The following is a 17,257-nucleotide window of genomic DNA, read 5'->3' as shown; positions in this document are numbered from 1 at the left end:
GGCCGGGGCCGGCGTCCCGGATGTGGATGACGGCCTCGGCTCCGACGGCCGTCACCTCCGCAAGGTGATCACCTCCGCGACGGGTTCCGGCTCCGCCGGCACGGCGCGCTTCTGGACGGCCTGGAACCCGATCAGATCGTCCGGCAGCGCGTCCGGCATGTCGGCGTCGAACCGGGACAGGGTCCGGGTCCGCATCGCCACCAGCGCGGTGGCCGCGATCGCGACCGCGAACAGCGCGTACATCAGGCCGACGCCGCGGCCCTCCCCGGTGCCGAGGACGGCGCCGACGGTGCCGGCCAGCGGGCCGCCGGGCAGCAGCAGCGGTTCGAACAGCGCGCTGCCGTACGGCGCGACCAGGCCGAAACCGACCGGCAGCGCGGACAGGGCGATGAGCTGGTTCAGCGCCATGACCCGGCCGTGGAACCTCTGCGGCACCTTGACCTGCACGATCGTGGCGTAGACACCGTTGAGCACGGCCAGCCAGAACGACATTCCGAACGCGCCCACCGCGATCACCACCAGGTCCTCCCGCAGGCCGGTGACCAGGCAGAAGAACCCCAGGGCGAGGGTCGTGAGCAGGACGCCGCGCATCCGCAGGCGGCGCGGGCCGCCCCAGACGGTGATCACCAGGCCGCCGAGGAACACGCCCAGACCGCCGAAGAACGCGACGCGGCCCACGTCGCCGAGGGTGCCGAAGCCCAGCACGAGCGGCGAGATGAGCAGGAACAGCGGGGACAGGAAGACGTTCAGCACCACGAAGAAGATCAGCATCGCGCGGAACCACCGGTTCCCCCAGGAGAAGCGCCATCCCTCCACCATCTCGGCGAGCAGCGACTCGCGGCGCCTGGCGGCCATCGTCCTCGGGAAGCGGACCAGGAGCAGGACCGCGATCGCGAAGGTGTAGGAGACCACGTCCAGGACGAGGATGCCCTCCAGGCCGATCGCCGCCATCAGCCCGACCGCCGCCAGGGGGACGACGAGCTGGGCGGTTCCGGTGACCATCTGGACCACGCCGTTGGCATGGCCGAGGAAGCGTTTGGGAACGAGCTGCGGGATCGCGGAGTTGTAGGCCAGGCGCTGGAAGGTGAGCGCCACCGAGAGCACGACCAGCAGCGGGTAGATGTGCCACACCTGCAGGTTGCCGGTCCACAGCAGCGCGCCGAGGACGAGTTGCGTGCCGAACGCCCCGGCGTCCCCGGCGAGCATGACGCGGCGCCGGTCGTAGCGGTCGACCAGCGCGCCGGCCAGCGGTGCGACCAGCAGGCCGGGCAGCAGCGCCAGAACCGAGAACAGCGCGAAGTTCGCGAGCGACCCGGTGGTGACGTAGATCCACAGCGGGACCGCGAACTCGGTCAGCGACGACCCGATGATCGACACGAGCTGCCCGGCGGCCACCGCCCCGAAGCGTTTCATGCTCGGCGCCGGTCCCGCGGGCGCGTTCTCCCGCCGTCCGGCCGGCGGCCGGGCCTCCCCGTCCGACGGGTTCGGGACGCCCCCGGGGGGCGGGCCGTCCGGAGCGCCGGCGACGCCGGGACCGGCCGGGACGGCGGGGCTTCCGGGGACGTCCTGAGCGTCCGGGACGCCCGAGGTGTCCGCCGAGCGCGAGGAGACGCCCTCCAGCCACCAGGTCGACCGGGCGGTACGGCCCAGCGCCCCGGTGTCGCCGGTGGCGACGGCCCGGTGGACGCCGGTGACGATCTCGGCCAGCTCCCTCGCCCGGTACTTCAGGAAGAAGTGCCCCGCCTCGTCGAGGACGGCCAGCGAGGCAGAGCCGGTCAGCAGGTGCCACTCGCGGTAGCGCTCCTGGTAGAACTCCGTCGCCGGGTCGCGCTCCCCCACGACGGAGACGATCGGCGCCCGGAGCGGCTCGACCCCCTCGGCCAGCAGCCGGGTGAAGTAGCGTTCGGTCTCCCGGGTGCCCTCCCGCCGGTTGCCGATCATCAGCGTGAGCTCCTCGCGGCTGAGCTCGTCGGTGTCGAGCCCGGCGGCGCGCAGGGCGTTGGCCCACGCCTGGTCGCTGCGGAACCGGTCGGCCAGATCGGCGATCCTGCCCAGCAGGGAGGAGGGCCGGGCGAAGGGGAAGATCCCGCCGAGGTAGACGGCCTCGACGGCCCGCCCGGCGGCCTCCAGGCGACGGGCGATCTCCACGGTGAGCATGACGCCGAGCCCGCAGTGGCCGTACAGCACGACCGGGCCCCGGATTCCGGCGAGGATCTCCGCCGCGCAGCCCTCCGCGACCTCGGCGACCGGCCGCGTCTCCTCGGCCAGGCCCAGCTCCTGGCCGGGGACGGCCACCGCGTGCAGCGCCCAGTCCTCGGGCAGCGCGTCGGCCAGCGGCTGGTAGACGGCCGCGCTGCCGCCGTTGTACGGCACGCAGACCAGGGTCCCGGTGAGGGATGCGGAAGAGGGCACGGCGGGGGGCGCGGCGGGACGAGCCGGGGTGAGGCGGTGCAGGAGCGCGCGCGGCCCGCCGGGGGCGGTCTCGGCGAGCCGGGCGAGCTCGCGGACGGTCCGGTGCTTGAACAGGTCGAGGATGCTGATCTGGCGTCCGCCCGCGGGGAGGACCCTCCGCAGGCGGGCGACCACCTGGGCGGCGAGCAGCGAGTGGCCGCCCAGGTCGAAGAAGTCGTCCAGCACGCCGACCCGGACCAGTCCCAGCACCTGGGCCCACACCTGGGCGACGGCCTCCTCCAGGGGGGTCTCGGGCGGCGCGAACCCGGCCTCCTGGTCGGGGCGCTCGTCACCGGGCTCGGGGAGCCGGGCGCGGTCGACCTTGCCGTGCGACTTCAGGGGCAGCTCGTCCAGCCAGACGAACCGTCCCGGGATCATGTACTCGGGGAGCCGGTCGGCGAGCCGGGCGCGCAGTTCCCCGACCGGCGTGCGCTCGCCGACGAGGTAGGCCACCAGCCGGTCTCCGCGCAGTTCCACGACGGCCTGCGCGATCCCCTCCTGGCCGGTGAGAACCGACTCGATCTCCGGCAGCTCCACCCGGTAGCCCCGGACCTTGACCTGCAGGTCGCGGCGGCCCAGGAAGCACAGCTCCCCTTCCGGCAGCCAGCGGCCGAGATCGCCGGTTCGGTACATGCGGGCGCCGGGCTCGCCGTACGGGTCGGGCAGGAAGCGGTCGGCGGTCAGGCCGGGCTGCCCGAGGTAGCCGCGGGCCAGCCGGTCACCGCCGATGTAGATCTCACCGGTCATGCCGGGCGGGACGAGCCGCAGGTGATCGTCCAGCACGTACAGCCGGACACCGGGCAGCGGCCCGCCGACCGGCAGGGTGAGTGCGGCCCCGGCGTTCCCGCTGTCACCGGTGCTTCCTGCGGCACCGGTGACGGCGTGGGTGGCCACACCGACCGTGGCCTCGGTGGGCCCGTAGTGGTTGGCCACCGTGGTGTGCCCGGCCAGTTCCCTGGCCCACGACCAGGTGGAGGCCTCGCCGCCGAGGATGAGCAGCTTGCGCGGAAGCAGCTCACGGGGGTCCGCGGCGGCGAGGAGCGAGGCGAGATGGGAGGGGGTCATCTTCAGGTAGTCGGTACGGCCCAGCGGTCCGGCGAGCTCCTCGACCGGCGCCTGCGGGTCGAGCAGGTGGAGCTCGCCCCCGGTGAGCAGCGACAGGTAGAAGACCGTCACGCCGAAGTCGAAGGAGAGTGACTGGAGCAGAGTGAAGACCGACCCCGGCTCGACGGCGAACCGCTCCCTGACTCCCGCCAGGTAGTTCAGCACCTGGCGGTGCTGCACCCCGACGCCCTTGGGCCGCCCCGTCGTGCCGGAGGTGTAGATCACGTATGCCAGGTGGTCGGGGGTGGTGCCGGGGTCGTCGAAAGCCGTCTCCTCCGGCGGCCCCTCCCCTGCCGCGGCGTCCAGGCAGGTGTCCAGGCAGACGACCGGGTGACCGTCCGGGACGAGCTCCCGCCCGGCGGAGGTGGTCAGGACGGCGACGGCCCCGGAGTCGCCGAGCATGTGGGCCAGCCGGTCACGCGGCTGCTTGGGGTCGAGCGGGACGTAGGCGCCGCCCGCGGCCAGCACGCCGAGGACGGCGGCGGCCAGGTCGGTGGACCGGTCGAGCAGGATGCCGACCCGGACGTCGGGGCCGACGCCGTACCGCCTGCGCAGCAGGGCGGCGATGGCCTTCGACCGGTGCTCCAGCCCGGCGTAGGTCAGGCGGGCGGGGGCGCCTCCCGGGGCGCTGTCCGGGGCGGGCTCGCAGACCACGGCGGTCGCGTCCGGGGTGAGCGCGGCCTGCGCGGTCACGATGTCCCCGAGGAGGCGGTGGCCGGTCGGCCGGGGGTCGGCGGCGGACCCGAACCGCAGCACGAGGTCCCGCTCCTCCTCCGAGAGGATCGACAGCTCCCCGACCGGGGTGTCCGGGGCCTCGACGATGGAGCGCAGCAGCGTCTCGAACCGGGCCGCCAGCAGCTCCACGGTCTCCGGGTCGAACAGCTCGGTGTTGTAGGTGAAGTGCCCCGACAGTCCCTCGGGGGTCTCGAACAGGTACAACGCCAGATCGTGGCGGGTGGTCCTGACCGGCGGGGTCAGATAGGCCACCCGCGGGTCGTCCCCGCCGTCGGCGTAGTTCTGCAGGGCGAACGCGACCTGGGCCAGCGGCGCGCGGCTGACGTCGCGGACCACGTTCAGCTCGGTGACCAGACGGTCGAACGGCAGCTCGGCGTGGGCCAGGGCGTCGAGCGTGGTCTCCCGGACCCGGTCCAGGAACGCGGTGAACGACGGGTCGCCGTCCAGGTCGGCGCGGAGCACCAGCGTGTTGACGAACATGCCGATCACGCCCTCCAGCTCGGGCAGGCCGCGCCCGGCCACCGGGGAGCCGACCGCGAAGTCCGCCTGTCCGGAGTAGCGGGCCAGCAGCACCTGGAAGGCCGCCAGCAGCGTCATGTACGGCGTCGCGTTCGAGGCCCGGCCCAGCTCGGCGAGGCGCCGGGTGAGGTCGGCGTCGATCCGGACGCCGAGCGCGGCGCCGTCGTACCCCTGTTCGGCCGGGCGGGGCCGGTCGGTGGGCAGCTCGATCGCGGGCAGCCCGGCCAGCCGTCCGCGCCAGTGGTCTGTCTCGCGGCGCAGGTCGCGCCCGCGCTGCCAGATCGCGTAGTCGCCGTAGCCGACCGCCGGAGGCGGGAGGGTCTCGCCGTCGTACAGGGCGAGCAGCTCCCGGAAGAAGATGTCGAAGGACCAGCCGTCGACGACGGCGTGGTGCGCGGCGACCAGCAGCACGTGGTCGTCCGTCGCGATCCTGGCCAGGACCGCGCGCAGCAGCGGGCCGCGCTCCAGGTCGAACGGGACGGCCAGCGCGGCGTCGAACAGCCCCAGCGCCGCGTCCTGGTCCGCCGCCTCGACGACGTCCAGCCGGACCGGACCGGGGTCGTCGACGACCAGCTCGGGAGTGCCGTCCTCGGTGGTGGGGAAGCGCATCCGCAGGGCCTCGTGGCGGGCGGCGACCCCCTCCAGGGCGCGGCGCAGGGCCTCCCCGTCGAGCGGGCAGCGCAGCCGTACGACGGCGGGGACGGTGTAGGCGGTCAGGCCCGGACGGTACTGCTCCAGGAACCACAGGCGTTCCTGGGCGTGGGAGAGCGGCACCGCGGTGCCGGGCGGCCGGGGGGTGACGGCCCGGGTCTCCTCTCGGCGCCGCAGCCGCCGGGCGAGCAGTGCCCGCTTGGCGTCCGACAGCTCCGGCTGCGCGGTCGCGCCGGCGGGCGCGGAGACGGTCGGCGCGGGCGGAGCCTGCGGCGCTGCCGGCTCGGCCGGCGTGGTCGATGCGATCTCGGTCACTGGATCTCCTGGCGGAGCGCGGCCAGGAACAGTGCGGCGTCCCGGCCGTTGACGATTCGGTGGTCGTAGGCCAGGCCGATGTCGGTGACGGTCCGGACCGTCACCGAGCCGTCGGCGGCCGGCACGGTCTCCGGCCGGGGAGAGGTCACCGCGAGGGCGGCGGCCGTACCGGGCAGGACGATGGGGACGGCGAGGATCACGTCGGCGTCGGTGTGCAGGGTGACCGTGATGTTCGCCCCGGTCAGGTCCCTCTCCCGGAAGTCACCGGTGGCGGCGGCCAGCCGGTGGCGCATCAGCGTGCCGGCGATGTCGCGCAGGGAGGCGGTCTCGCGGACGACCGGCACGTACAGTCCCTCGCCCAGGTCGAAGGTGACCCCGACGCGCGGGGCGTCGGACAGGGCGACGCCGTCCTCCTCCCATGCGCCGAACAGCAGCGGGAACCGCCCGTGCAGCCCGGCCACCGCCTGCACGAACAGCTCGGGCAGCCCGACCGGCCTGCGCACCTCGCGGGTCAGCGCGCGGGCCCGCTCCAGAGCCCGGCCGACGTCGAAGCGCATCACGGTGTAGGCGGCCGGGATCGTCCGGTGGGAGAGGGTCACGGCGCGGGCCACGGCCCGCTGGACCCGCGACGGCTCGTGCCTTCCGGCCGCCGCGTCATCTGCCCCCTCACCGCCCGTCTCCGCACCGCCCGCGGAGGCGCCTGAGACGGCGTCCCCGGAGGCCCTCGAAGAGGCGAGGCGCTCGACGTCGGCCCGGCGGACCAGCGGCAGGCCCAGGGCCAGCACCCGGTCCTCGGGAACACCCAGCTCCTCCATCGCCGCCCGGGCCGGGGCGGTGATCAGAGAGCCGGCCGCCGCTCCGGTGAACGTCTCCTCCGGATCTCCGCCGGACGTCCGGACCGGTGCCGCGGCGGATCCGGCGGAGCCGTCGCGGTCCTCCGGGACGACGCGGGCCAGCACGGCGCCCGGGGCGATCCAGGCGTCCTTGGCCGCGACGTGGACCAGCCGGCCGGAGGCGGCCGCCTCGATCTCGTCGGCGGCCTTGGAGGTCTCCAGGACCGCCACCGCCTCACCGGCGCGCACCGGCTCGCCGTCGCCGACGAGCCACTCCACGACCAGGTACTCGGTGTCCTGGTTGTTCAGTTTGGGAACGAGGACGTCAGCCACGCAGGGCCTCCCGTACGGCGTGCTGGATCGCGGACTCGGTGACGAGCACCTCCCGCTCGAGGTGGGCGGCGGTGGGGATCACCGACGCCCGGGAGCAGACCAGGCGGACCGGCCCCCGCAGCCGGTCCCAGATCCGCTGGTGGACCAGGTGGGCGACCTCGGCTCCCCAGGTCCCGCCCGGGGTGCTCTCCTCGGCGACCAGGACCACCTGGCCGAGGTACGGCAGCAGCGCCTCGACGTCCAGCGGGTACAGCCGGGACGGCACCAGCAGCCGGCAGGAGACCTCCTCCTCCAGCAGCAGCGAGCGCATCGCGCCCAGTGCCCGGTGCGCCGTCCCGCCCGGCGCGACGATCACGCAGTCGGGGCGCGCCGCCAGTTCCGGGACGACGGGGTCGACCACGGCCAGGCCGCCGTCGCGGCGCACCCGCAGCAGCGGATCCGTCTGGCCCATCGGCCTGGTGTAGAGGACCTTGTCCTCGAAGAACAGGCACGGCTCGCCCCGGTCCGCCATGGCCGCCAGCACCTCGCGGTTGTCGTGGAAGGGCGACATCTCGTACAGCGCCAGGCCCGGCATGCCCATGAAGTGCTTCTGCAGACTCTGGCTGTGCGTGGGGCCGTAACCCCGGCCGCCGCCGGTGGGGCAGCGGACGATCATCCGCAGCGGCAGGCGCGAGCCGTACATCGAGACCGACTTGGCGGCGAAGTTGCACAGCTGGTCGAAGGCGAGGGTGGCGAAGTCGCCGAACATGATCTCGGCCACCGCGGTGTTGCCGGTCAGCGCGAGGCCGGCCGCGACCCCGGTGAGGGCGCCCTCGCTGATCGGGGTCGTGATCACCCGGTCGGGGAAGCGCGTGGACAGCCCTTTCGTGATCTTGAAGGCGCCGCCGTACGGGTCGAGGACGTCCTCGCCCAGCACGTACGCCGTGGGGTCGTCGTCGAGCAGCCCGTGCAGGGCGGCGTTGAGGTTCTCGGCTACGCGCACGGCGACCACCTCGACGGCGGGCGGGCGGCGACCTCGTCCGCCACGCCCTCGACGAGCGCCCGGACCCGGCCGTCGAGCCGGTGGAAGTGCTCGGGGTGGTCGTGGGCGTAGCGCTCGTACCAGTCGTTCCGCCTGGCGGTGCCGACCGCCTCGGGCGGGCGGGTGTCGTCCCCCTTGCTGTGCGGGCCGAGCCGGTGGGTGCGGAACTCCGCCACCAGCGGCCGGCCCCGCCGGACCTGCGCGACCAGCGGCTCCAGGGCGGGGCGGATCTCGTTGACGTCGGTGGAGACCACCAGGTGGTGGGCGATCCCGAACGCCGCAGCCCGCCCGGCGATGGTTCCGGCGAGCTGGGCGCCGGTGGGCGTGGACTGGGCGATGCCGTTGTTCTCCACCACGACCAGCAGCGGGAGCCGCCAGAGCGCGGCCAGGTTCAGCGCCTCGTAGACCGCGCCCTCGCCCCAGGTCCCGTCCCCGATGTACACGCAGGCCAGGGCGCCGGGCTCGGTCCGCAGGAGGTGGAGCGCGACGCCGGCGGCGACCGGCAGGCTCTCCCCCTGCACCCCGGTGGACAGGTAGCGGTCACGGTGGATGTGCTGGCTGCCGCCCACCCCGCCGCAGACCGCGCCCTCCCGGCCCATGATCTCCGCCAGCAGCCCGTGCGCGTCGCCGAACCGGGCCAGGTAGTGGCCGTGGCCGCGGTGGTTGCTGAACACGAAGTCGCCGGGCCCGAGCAGGGGGCGCAGCGCCACCGGGACGTACTCCTGGCCCAGGCAGGTGTGGGTGGTCCCGTTCAGCTCGCCCCTGCCGTACAGCTGCAGCAGCTTCAGCTCGAAGTGCCGGATCAGCAGCAGCAGTTCGAGGTCGTCGTCGGCCAGGCGGGAGAGGCCGGGCCGGCCGGTCGCCGGGCCGAGCGCCGGGACGAGGGTCTCAGTCATCGCCGAGGGTCTCGACGATTCCGGCGATGGTGGGGTTGTCGAAGAAGTCGTCCAGCTCGACCTCGACGCCGAGGCGCTTGCGCATCCGGACGATGATCTGTGTGATGGTCAGGGAATGGCCGCCGAGATCGAAGACGTCGTCGTGGTCGTCGATCGGCGAGATGCCCAGGACCTCCTCCCAGATCTCCCGGACCTGGTCGGTGAGGGTGGTGACGGAACCCATGTCGTGCTCCCGAGGGTCGTGCGGTGGTGGTTCGGTGCTCGTGCGGTGGCGGTTCGCCGGGCCGCGGGGGGTCGTTCAGCCGAGGGGCGCCAGGTCGCGCAGGCGCAGGCCGGGGTCTCGGCCTGCGCGTTCCAGCAGCAGGCGCAGGTCGCCGGCCAGCCGGGAGGCGTCCGGCACCGCCTCGGGATCGTGGCGCAGCGCGACGGTGAGGCCGTCCGCCCCGTCCACGCACTGCAGATGGAGCGCGCCGCGGACGGAGCCGTTGGGGACCGTCCGGTCCACCGTGCAGTCCAGGCCGGCGAAGACCGGATCCGGGGCGGTCCGGGCGCGGTAGCTGACCGAGACCGGAGCCAGCGCGGCGTGCGGCCGCAGGCGGGGCAGCGCCCGGCTCAGCGGGACGCCGCGGAACCGGTAGACCTCCCGCAGCCCGGCCCGCAGCCCGGCGGCGAACCGGTGGAAGCTCTCCTCGGGTGCCGGGGACGAGGCGACGGGCAGCTCGTTGACGAACACGCCGACGTGCCCGGCCGCCTCGGCGGGCCGGGTGGACAGGTCCACGGCCGTGGTGACGGCGGCGTTGCCGTACCCGGCCAGCAGGGTGTGCAGCGCGGCGAGGAACGTCTCGAACCGGGTCAGCCCGGTGACGGGCACCAGGTCGACGGGGAAACGGAGCGTGCGGCCCTCGGCCGCCCGGCGGGAGCGCAGCGCCCGGCCGTGCACCCTCGTCTCGCCGGGCTCCCGCCACCGGGCCGCCCAGAACTCCCGGGCGGCCGGAAGTTCCGCGGCGACCCGCCCTCGTTCGGCCGCGCCGTGGTCGAGCGCGGGCAGCGGGGTGAGCCGCCCTCCGTTGTGGAGGGCGGCGAGGTCGCGGACCAGGATGTCCTTGGAGTGGCCGTCGAAGATCAGATGGTGGGCGGTGAAGGCGAGCGTGTGCCGTCCGGGGCCGGTCTCGACGAGGATGAACCTGGCCAGCGGCCCCTTCTCCAGGTCGAACGGCGCGAAGACCTCCTGCCGTACGGCCTCGGGCCAGCAGCCCGGGTCCCCGTCCATGCCTGCGGTCCCGGGCCGGGCGTGCGATCCGGCCGCCCGCATGCGCCGTACCGGCACCGGCGCGCCGGGCACCAGCCGGAGGCCGCCGCCGGACTCGGCCACGACGCAGCCCAGCATCGCGTGCCGCTCCACGACCGCGGCGCAGGCCGCCGAGAGCGCGGCCGGGTCCAGGTCGCCGCGCAGGTGGACCAGGAGCGGCATGTGGTAGGCGGTTCCCGGCGTCCCGGTCTGCTCGGCCACCCATATCCCCTGCTGGAGGAAGGTGACGTCGGCGCCCTCCGGACCGGGTGCGGCCGGGCGGGGCGGGGCGGGGGGCGGGTTCGGCAGGGCGGCGCTCATGCGATCGCCTCACGCAGGGCCCGTTTGTCGACCTTGCCGCCGGCGTTGCGGGGCAGTGCGGGAACGGTGACCACCCGGGCGGGCAGTTCCTGCGGCGCGAGCCGGCCGGCGAGGAAGACACGCAGCTCCTCGGCCGCCAGGGGCTCGCGGACGGTCATGGCGACGGCGACCACGGTCCCGAGGACCGGGTGCGGCACCCCGAACGCGGCCGCCTCCACCACGGCCGGGTGCTCGAACACGGCCTCCTCGACGTGGAGGGTGGAGACCTTGTAGGCACCGGACTTCACCACGTCGCTCTCCCGGTCGACGAGGTAGAGGTAGCCGTCCGGGTCCAGGTAGCCGAGGTCGCCCATCCGGATCCAGCCGTCGCGGAAGGTCCCGCTCGCGGGGTCCCCGTAGTAGGAGCGCGGCGCGGCCGGGGAGCGCATCCACACCTCGCCGGTCTCGCCCTGCGGGAGCGGCTCCCCCTGCGGGGTGGCGATCCTGACCTGTCCCCCGGCCACCGCCCGGCCCACGCTGCCGGGCCGCTCCGGATCGAACATCATGATCGTCTGAGCGGGGGCCGCCTCGGTCGAGGTGTAGTAGTTAGCGATCATCGCGTTGGGGAACGCCCCGGTCAGCGCCCCGGCGACCGCCGAGGGCAGGGGTGCGGCGGCGGAACCGAGCAGCAGCACGCTGGACAGGTCGTGCCGCTCCGCCACCCCGGCGTTGATCAGCTCGATCGCCATCGCCGGGACGAGGAAGACCGTCCCCGCGCGATAGGACTCGATCAGCGCGGCGAAGCGGCCGGGGGTGAAGCGCGGCAGGGTGACCACGGCGGGATGCGCGTCGAGCGCATTGATCAGCATCGTCTGGCCGGCGTTGGAGCCGACGGGGAAGGCGTGCACCAGATGCCGGGAGTGCGCGAACGGGCGCCGCTTCCCGCCGCAGCCGTGAACCAGGTTCGCGTGAGTGGCCGAAACGCCCTTGGGACGGCCGGTGGTACCCGAGGTGTAGAGGATCTGCGCCAGGTCGCCGGGGCCGGGAGCGGTCTTCTCGGCGGCCTTCTCATAGGAGGTTTCCGCGAGAGCCCGGGCGCGCAGGCCGCCGGGCGTCGCGCTCCAGCCCTGCACGGGCACGTCCAGCCCTTCGGCGTGGACGGCCCCCACGGCGCCGCAGTGGCCGAGCATGAACCGCAGGTCGGCGGGGGCGAGGCGGTCGGACAGCGGCACGGCGGCCGCTCCCGCCTTGAGCACCCCGAAGAACGCCACCGCGTAGTCCGTCCAGTCCCCGTTCCCGAACACCAGGCCCACCCGGTCGCCGCGGACGACACCGCGCTCCACCAGGCCGTTCGCCAGCTCGGTGGAGCGTTCGTCCCACTGCCCGTAGGTGAGCGGCGCCGAGCCCTGGACGATCAGCGCGACCCCTTCGGGGTCGGCGAGCGCCCGGTCTCTCAGCAGCTGGATGACGGTCAGGTTCACCACGTGAACCTCCCAAAAAGATCCGATGTATGTGGCTCCGAGGCATGCGGATACCAAGACCACAACAGGAAAGAATCTTTACTATTATGATTCGAGCGTCAGTCTTACATGATCGAAACAGTGGCGCAAGTCCTTTGCCGCAACCTGCGGAGCGGACCCGGCGCTCCGGCGCGCCAGGGTCTTGCGCACCCCCGGCGGAGATGTAAAACTGGCGAACCGCCACTAACTGGAAGGTTTCTTTCCGGAAAGACACCTTTCCATAACCCCGCTCAACTGGGCATACGAGCGCGCATCGGGGTTCGGTTTTTCATCTTCTCTACGCGTCTGAGCGAATGTGAGCCCGCGTCCGCCAAAGGAGCCCCTCGTGCCGCAGCCAGAGACCGCCCGTGTCGGCGGTTCCCCCGCCGACACGGCCGGAGAGTACCCGCTCTCACACGGCCAGCAGCGACTCTGGTTCCTCCATCGCTTCGATCCGGCCGATCCGAGTTACAACACATCCTATGTTTACCGGTTGAAAGGTCCGCTTGATAAGGAGGCCCTGGCCTCCGCGTTCACCGCGGTCGCGGCCCGGCACGAGAGTCTGCGCACCCGCTTCCGCGAGACGGACGGGGAGCCGGTGGCGGTCGTCGACCCGCCCGCACCCGTGGCGATCCGGTGCCTGACCGCCCCCGGCGAGGAGGAGGCGCGCGCCCTGGTCGCCGCCCTCACCAACACCGCCTTCGACCTGACCGCCGCCGCCCCGTTCCAGGTCTCCTTGATCGAGCTCGGGCCGGACGACCATGTCCTGTGCGTCGTCGTGCACCACATCAACAGCGACGGCTGGTCGCTCAACGTGCTCCGCGCAGAGGTCGCCGCCCACTACGGCAGCCGCGGCACGGCGCCCCTGCCCCTCCTCCCCCTCCAGTACGGCGAGCACGCCCGCGAGCAGAACTGGACGGACGCCGACCTGCGCTGGTGGACCGGGCACCTGGCCGGGGTCCCCCCGCTGGACCTGCCCGCCGACCGGCCGCGTCCCGCCCACCGGTCCGGGGCGGGAGCCGCCCTCGACTTCCGGATCGACCCCGAGGCGGCCGCCGGGATCACCGGGCTGGCGCGCCGGGCGCGCTGCACGCCGTACATGGTGCTGCTGGCCGCCTACCAGGTGCTCCTCGCCCGGCACAGCGGCCAGGACGACTTCTGCGTGGGCACCCCGTCGGCAGGCCGGAACCGCGTCGAGCTCGAGTCCATGATCGGATTCCTCTCGACCACGCTGCCCATCCGCTGCGACCTGTCCGGCGACCCCTCCTTCACCGAGCTGCTGCGGCGCACCCGGCGCTCGGTGCTGGACGCGCTCTCCCGCCAGGACGTCCCGTTCGAGCGCCTGGTGGCCGAACTCGACGTACGGCGCGATCTCAGCCGCACCCCGGTCTTCCAGACCATGTTCGCCCTGCACACCCACGGCGAGGACCCCGAGCCGCTGCCCGGCCTGTCCGCCGTCCCGTTCCCCAACGGGTGGAATCCCGCGCGCTACGACCTGTCGGTGGACATGGCCGCCGATCCGGACGGCGCCCTCGGCGGCAGGGTCATCTACAGCACCGAGCTGTTCGACCGCGAGACCGTGGCCGGGCTCGCCGGGCGGTTCCAGGAGCTGCTCGCGGCGGCCGTGGCGGATCCCGACCTGCCGGTGAGCGTGCTGCGGATGGTGCCGGACGCGGAGCTGGCCGCGATGGACGTCTGGAACGCCACCGGCGCCGAGCTGCCGGAGACGACGCTGACGGACCTGGTGCTGGCCCAGGCCGCGGCCACCCCCGGGGCGGTGGCGGCCGTCTGCGGTCGGGACACGCTGACCTACGCGGAGCTGACCGGCCGGGCGGCGGACCTCGCCGCCCGGCTGGCCGCGGCGGGCGTGGGCCGGGGATCCCTGGTCGCGATCCGGATGGAGCGCGGCGCCGACATGCTCGTCGCCCTGCTCGGCACGGTGATGAGCGGCGCGGCCTACCTGCCGGTGGACCCCGGCTACCCCGAGGCCCGCATCGCGTACGTGATCGAGGACTCGGCGGCCTCCCTGGTCCTGACCTCGCTCGGCGACCTTCCTCCCGCACCCGCCGGCGGCGCCGCGGCCCTCCCGCCGCGTCCCGGCGACACCGCGTACGTGCTGTACACCTCGGGGTCCACCGGCCGGCCGAAGGGCGTGGTGGTCCCGCACCGCGCGCTGGTGAACTTCCTGCTGGCGATGCGGTCGCTGGTGGGCTCCACCCCGCGCGACGTGTGGCTGGGGCTGACGTCGCTGTCGTTCGACATCTCCGCCCTGGAGCTGTTCCTGCCCCTGGTGACCGGCGGCCGGGTGGTGATCGCGGACGCCGAGGCGGCCCGGGACGGCGAGCACCTCGCCCGGCTGGTCCGCGAGACCGGGGTCACCCACGTGCAGGCGACGCCGTCGGGCTGGCGGGTCCTGCTGGCCGGGGACCTGCCCCGGGTGACGGCGCTCACCGGTGGCGAGCCGCTGCCGGGCGCGCTCGCCCGCGAGCTGCGCCCGCGAGTGGACCGCCTGCTCAACGTGTACGGCCCGACGGAGACGACGATCTGGTCCACCGCCTGGGAGGTCCCCGCCGATCCCGGCCGGATCGTGATCGGCCGCCCGATCGCCAACACCACGGTCCACGTCGTGGATGCGGCCGGCGGGACGGTCCCCGTCGGGGTCCCGGGCGAGCTGCTCATCGGCGGCGCCGGGGTGGCGACCGGATACCTGGGCCGGCCCGCGCTGACCGCCGAGCGGTTCGTCCCCGGCCCGGACGGCTCCCGCCGCTACCGGACCGGCGACCGGGTCCGGCTGCTGCGCGACGGCACCCTGGAGTTCCTCGGCCGCACCGACAACCAGGTCAAGCTGCGCGGCCACCGGATCGAGCTCGGCGAGATCGAGGCCGCGATGGACGCCTGCCCGGGGGTCCGGCAGTCCGTCGCGGCGGTCCGCGGGGACCTCCTGGTGGCCTACGTCGTACCGGACGCGGGGGTGACCGGCGACACCGGGGACACGGCGCAGGAGCACCGGGACCTGCCGGACCGGGTGCGGGAGCGGCTGAGCCGGGAGCTGCCCGGATACATGGTGCCCGGCGTGTTCACGGTGGTGGACGCGCTGCCGCTGACGCCCAACGGGAAGATCGACCGCTCCGCGCTGCCCCAGCCGGCCGCCGCGGCCCGCGAGCACGTCGCTCCGCGCGGCGACGCCGAGGAACTGGTGGCGGAGGTCTTCGCCGAAGTGCTCGGCGTCGGGGAGGTCGGGGCCCTCGACGACTTCTTCGCCCTGGGCGGGCACTCGCTGACGGCCACCCGGGCCGTCGCCAGGATCCGCGCGCTCGCCGACGTGGACGTGCCGATCCGCACCCTGTTCGCGCGGAGCACGGTGGCCGGGCTCGCGGCCGCGGTCGAGGAGCTGCTGATCGCCGAGATCACCGCGCTGTCGGAGGAAGAGGCTGCACGCCTCATGGAAGGGGGGAGCGACAGGTGAGTCACCTCGTCGTGGTGAACCACGAGGACCAGTATTCGATCTGGCCGACCGGCCGGGACCTGCCACCCGGCTGGCGCGCGGAGGGCACCTCCGGCGACAGGGACGAGTGCCTGGCCCATATCGAGCGGGTCTGGACGGATCTGCGCCCGCTCAGCGCGAGAGGAGCCGGCGTCCCCGGGGAGCGGCTCCGGAATCCGGCGGGAGAGGTTGCGAAGGGAGCGCCGCATGCTTAGGGAACGGCTGGCCGCGATGGTGGCCTCGGCGTCGGACGGGACGGTCACCGCGGCCGAGGCGCTGGCCGCCACGGTGCCGCTGTCGGCGCTGGGGATCACCTCGCTGGCGCAGATGCGGCTGATCGACGCGGTGGAGAGCGAGTTCGGGATCGAGTTCGACCTCTCTCGCGCGGGGACCGGCGTGCTGGACGACCTCGGCGCCCTGGAGCGCTACATCACCGGAGCCGCGTGATGGAGGTCCGGTTCTCCGGGGCCAGGTCCGGAACGGCACCGCTGACCTGGGGCCAGCGGGCCATCTGGGACACGGTCCGCAGGACCGCGCCCGACGACCGCTACTTCAACTTCGGCCGGATCCTGCCGGTGCCCGGCCGGGCCCGGCCGCTCACCCCGGCGCGGGCCGCCGAGGCGCTCGGCTCCCTGGTGGAGCGGCACGAGTCCTTGCGGACCAGGACGGGCCCGGCGGAACCGGACCGGGCGCGGCCGTACCGCGTGCTGGAGGACGCCGAACCGTGGCAGGTGCTCCGGGACGCGGGCACGATCCCGGTCACCGTCGCGACCGGTGATCCGGAGGCGCTGCTGGAGGAGCTGACGGCGACCGCCTTCGACTACACCGCCGAGTGGCCGCTCAGGGCGGGGCTGGTGACCGACGGCGGCCAGGTGACCCACGTCGTGCTCGCCTTCTGCCACCTGGCCGCCGACGGGCTGGGCGCCGAGGTCGCCCTCCGCGATCTGCGGCTGCTGCTGATGCGCGGCGCCGTACCCGGACCGCCCCCGCCGCAGCCGCTGGACCTGGCCCTCTGGCAGGAGTCCGGGCACGGCCGGCGGGTGGCCCGGGTCGCCGCCGAGTACTGGGAGAGCGAGTACCGGCGTATCCCGCCGACCATGTTCGACCGTCCGTCGGGGGAGGCGGCGAGCCCGCCGGTGTGGCGGGCGAAGATCGTTTCCCGGGCGCTGGACCTGGCCGTCCAGCGGATCGCCGCCGTGCACGCCACGAGCACCTCGACCGTGCTGCTGGCCGCCTCGTCCTCGCTGGTCGCCGCGGTGACCGGGCACGACATGTGCGCGATGCTGCCGATCGTGGGCAACCGCTTCCGCGGCGACACCGTGAACGCGGTCACCACCCTCTCCCAGGAGGGCCTGTTCGTGCTCGACGGAAGCCGGACGGACCCGGCGGATCTGGCCGGGCTGCTGCGCGCAGCGCGGCCGGCCGCGCTGCGCGCCTACCGCTCCGCCTACCACGACCCCCGCGACCGCGACCGGCTGACGGCCGGGATCGGCCGGGAACGCGGCACGAGCGTCCACCCCTACTGCTGCTTCAACGACATGCGATTCACCGACCACGCCGACGCCTCCCACGACGAACGGACGGTACGGCGGGCGATGGACGAGACGACCCTGACCTGGCCGCTGAGCCAGGACCGGCTCAACTGCCGCTTCTGCCTGCACCTGACCGCCGAACCCGGCGGCCTGGGGGTCTCGGTGACCGCCGACACCCGGTTCCTGTCCCGGCCGTCCATGGAGCGCTATCTCCTCGATCTGGAGTCCGCGCTGGTGGCGGCGGCCTTCCACGAAGCGCCGGAGCTCGTCGGTTGACCGCCCCGCCCCGACCGGAG

At 74.0% G+C, this 17,257-nt stretch carries 11 protein-coding genes; 4 read left to right on the top strand and 7 right to left on the bottom strand.

What is annotated here, in order from left to right:
- Nucleotides 1-51: 51 nt before the first annotated feature.
- From HS041_RS13825 to HS041_RS13795, 7 genes are all read right to left on the bottom strand, one after another.
- Nucleotides 52-5,775 (bottom strand): non-ribosomal peptide synthetase/MFS transporter, encoded by a 5,724-nt coding sequence (locus tag HS041_RS13825; protein ID WP_307845282.1) that lies wholly within the window; start codon nucleotides 5,773-5,775, stop codon nucleotides 52-54.
- On the bottom strand, nucleotides 5,772-6,941 hold the full coding sequence (locus tag HS041_RS13820) for a 2-oxo acid dehydrogenase subunit E2 (protein ID WP_196441091.1): 1,170 nt from the start codon (nucleotides 6,939-6,941) through the stop codon (nucleotides 5,772-5,774). The genes HS041_RS13825 and HS041_RS13820 overlap by 4 nt, the downstream gene beginning before the upstream one ends.
- Entirely contained in the window at nucleotides 6,934-7,923 is a 990-nt protein-coding gene (locus HS041_RS13815) for an alpha-ketoacid dehydrogenase subunit beta (protein WP_196441090.1), read from the bottom strand. The genes HS041_RS13820 and HS041_RS13815 overlap by 8 nt, the downstream gene beginning before the upstream one ends.
- Nucleotides 7,914-8,858, bottom strand: coding sequence for a thiamine pyrophosphate-dependent dehydrogenase E1 component subunit alpha (locus tag HS041_RS13810; RefSeq protein ID WP_196441089.1), 945 nt, complete (start codon nucleotides 8,856-8,858; stop codon nucleotides 7,914-7,916). Before HS041_RS13810 ends, HS041_RS13815 begins: the two co-directional genes overlap by 10 nt.
- A complete protein-coding gene (locus tag HS041_RS13805; RefSeq protein ID WP_196441088.1) occupies nucleotides 8,851-9,081 on the bottom strand; it encodes a phosphopantetheine-binding protein in 231 nt (76 codons plus the stop codon). The genes HS041_RS13810 and HS041_RS13805 overlap by 8 nt, the downstream gene beginning before the upstream one ends.
- Nucleotides 9,082-9,156: 75 nt before the next feature.
- Nucleotides 9,157-10,467 carry a condensation domain-containing protein gene (locus HS041_RS13800; RefSeq protein ID WP_196441087.1) on the bottom strand — a complete coding sequence of 437 codons (1,311 nt, stop codon included), beginning with the start codon at nucleotides 10,465-10,467 and terminating at the stop codon, nucleotides 9,157-9,159.
- Nucleotides 10,464-11,930, bottom strand: coding sequence for a class I adenylate-forming enzyme family protein (locus HS041_RS13795; protein ID WP_196441086.1), 1,467 nt, complete (start codon nucleotides 11,928-11,930; stop codon nucleotides 10,464-10,466). The genes HS041_RS13800 and HS041_RS13795 overlap by 4 nt, the downstream gene beginning before the upstream one ends.
- 331 nt (nucleotides 11,931-12,261) lie before the next feature.
- Between HS041_RS13795 and HS041_RS40010 the strand changes: the two genes are divergently transcribed.
- From HS041_RS40010 to HS041_RS13775, 4 genes are read left to right on the top strand one after another with little or no spacing between them, the layout of a single operon-like run.
- On the top strand, nucleotides 12,262-15,411 hold the full coding sequence (locus HS041_RS40010; protein ID WP_307845281.1) for a non-ribosomal peptide synthetase: 3,150 nt from the start codon (nucleotides 12,262-12,264) through the stop codon (nucleotides 15,409-15,411).
- Nucleotides 15,408-15,644 carry an MbtH family protein gene (locus tag HS041_RS13785; protein WP_196441084.1) on the top strand — a complete coding sequence of 79 codons (237 nt, stop codon included), beginning with the start codon at nucleotides 15,408-15,410 and terminating at the stop codon, nucleotides 15,642-15,644. The genes HS041_RS40010 and HS041_RS13785 overlap by 4 nt, the downstream gene beginning before the upstream one ends.
- A complete protein-coding gene (locus HS041_RS13780; RefSeq protein ID WP_196441083.1) occupies nucleotides 15,637-15,876 on the top strand; it encodes an acyl carrier protein in 240 nt (79 codons plus the stop codon). Before HS041_RS13785 ends, HS041_RS13780 begins: the two co-directional genes overlap by 8 nt.
- The gene (locus HS041_RS13775; RefSeq protein WP_196441082.1) at nucleotides 15,876-17,237 is read left to right on the top strand and encodes a condensation domain-containing protein; all 1,362 of its coding nucleotides are present in this window, start codon (nucleotides 15,876-15,878) and stop codon (nucleotides 17,235-17,237) included. Before HS041_RS13780 ends, HS041_RS13775 begins: the two co-directional genes overlap by 1 nt.
- The last annotated feature ends 20 nt before the right edge of the window (nucleotides 17,238-17,257 follow it).

This window comes from Planomonospora sp. ID67723 (assembly GCF_015711605.1).
Lineage (GTDB): Bacteria > Actinomycetota > Actinomycetes > Streptosporangiales > Streptosporangiaceae > Planomonospora_A.
The sequence above is the reverse complement of the archived record's forward strand: the minus strand, read 5'-3'. Positions and strand labels throughout refer to the sequence as shown.